General features: G+C 31.8%; 1 pseudogene. It reads left to right on the plus strand.

Going from position 1 to position 1,939, the window contains the following annotated elements:
• Positions 1–1,939: pseudogene (locus AJ932_RS10445) on the plus strand (hypothetical protein); the annotation flags it as partial.

Below are 1,939 nucleotides of genomic sequence, written 5' to 3' on the forward strand. Positions count from 1 at the left end.
GCTCCACTATTAAAAATTTTGAAAACACAGGCCTAATCAAAAATCAAAACGCTAATGCTATCTTCATAGGTGATGGCAACAAGATAGAAACCCTTACAAATAAAGGAACTATAGAAGCAGGCAACAATGGTATAACTTTTTATGCATTTGATACAAATAAAAAGCCCGTTAATATTGGTAAAATCACTATAGAAAGTGGTGGTGTTATTAAAGCAGGCAATGATGCAATCCATATAGATGGAAGTAAAAATGGTATTGAGGGTGAAGGCATTGAAGTTAAAGCAGGGGGTAGATTAGAAGGTGGTAATGCAGGTATTTATATAGGTGGCGGTAAGCAAGTAAATACTAGCATCAATGTATCTGGAACTATCCAAGGTGGTAATGGGGGTATTATAAATACTGGAACCATTGGACAAAAAGATACAGAAGTTCAAACTCACGGTATCACTATTGAAAATGAAGGTCTTATTGCTTCTGCAAAAGGAAGTGGTATTTTAAATACTGACAATGGAATTATTTATGGTAATATTTTCAATAAAAGTAATAATAATTTAAGTTTAAAAAATGATTCTGATGCGACTATTACAAGTGGTATTAAAAATGAAGGTAGTGGAACCATCTTTGTTAATAACCAAGGAACCATAAATAAAGGTGATAACGGCAATCATGTAACCAATAATGGTAATGGTAGCATAATCATAGAAGATTGGGTTGTTTCTACAGATAAAGATACAGGTAAATTAGACACTGTGGTTGTAGGTGGAAACAATACGGATAATGTAAAAGTAGATAGTATAACCGTTGATCAAGGCAATGCTGATCTAGATGGAATAGAAGATATAAACAATATCATCTCAGGGGTAAAACCAGATAATATTGGCAATATAGGAACCAATGGTAGCGGGGAAATTGATTTAATCTATGATCCTTCAACAGGAAAAATTCATAAAAGGTTTGATCTTAGTGCTTCCATATCAGGTGCAACCTTTAGATCTTTAATCTCTACTACTTCAAGAAGATCAACCTTTATAGACAATGTTATGGGTAATTCTATGCAAAGCTTTGCTTTAGCTTCTTCAAGTAAATCTCAAAGCATTGCTATGTCTGAAAAGGGTAATTTATATGCAGATGCAAGTGATTATATAAAGAGTGATTTAAATAATGGAAGCTATGGTTCTAATAAAGAACATTCTTTATTCATCCTTCCTTATACTTCTTCACAGAATGTTGAACTTTCTTTAAATGAAGAAAGTAAAGGACACACTAAAGGAACCATTATAGGTTATTCTACTTTAAAAGACAGTGGAATATATGGTGTGTATGCAGGTTATGAAGATACAAGAATGGGTTCAACTTATTTTGATATTAATAATAGAACCTATTATGCAGGTTTAAAATACTTTAATACCTTATTTACTACAGAAAAAGGTCAAGAAGTTTATATCAAAGCTCAAGGTAAAGCTGCTTTGATTAAAAATGATTTAACTAAAAAAATAGGAAATAATGAAGCTAAAGCTGAACCTAATTCTTATGCTTATGGAGTCAATACAGCCTTAGGTATGAATTTTATTTCTAATAAAGATATATTCTCCCCTGAAATAGGTCTTGCTTATGAAGGAGGCTATACTGAAGCTTTTTCTATGAAAGACACTATAGGACAAGCAACAGTTAAGGATGGAGAAAGAACCTATGCAAACTATTTAAATCTTTTCTCTACTAAAACAAGCTTTACTTGGTTTAGAGATTGGTTGCCTAATTTAAAAACTTCAGTAGAACTTGGAGCTAAGTTTAATATCAATCCTAAAGTAGAAGCTGAGGCTAGATTTGGAAATATAAAAGTAAGTGATGAGTTTGATTTACCAAGAATACAAAAATTTGTAAGCACTTCTTTTATCGTTCCTGTTAATGAAGCTTTCTATTTTAGTTTAAACTATAATGG

This window comes from Campylobacter sp. BCW_6873 (assembly GCF_001762365.1).
In the GTDB taxonomy this organism is placed as follows: domain Bacteria; phylum Campylobacterota; class Campylobacteria; order Campylobacterales; family Campylobacteraceae; genus Campylobacter_D; species Campylobacter_D jejuni.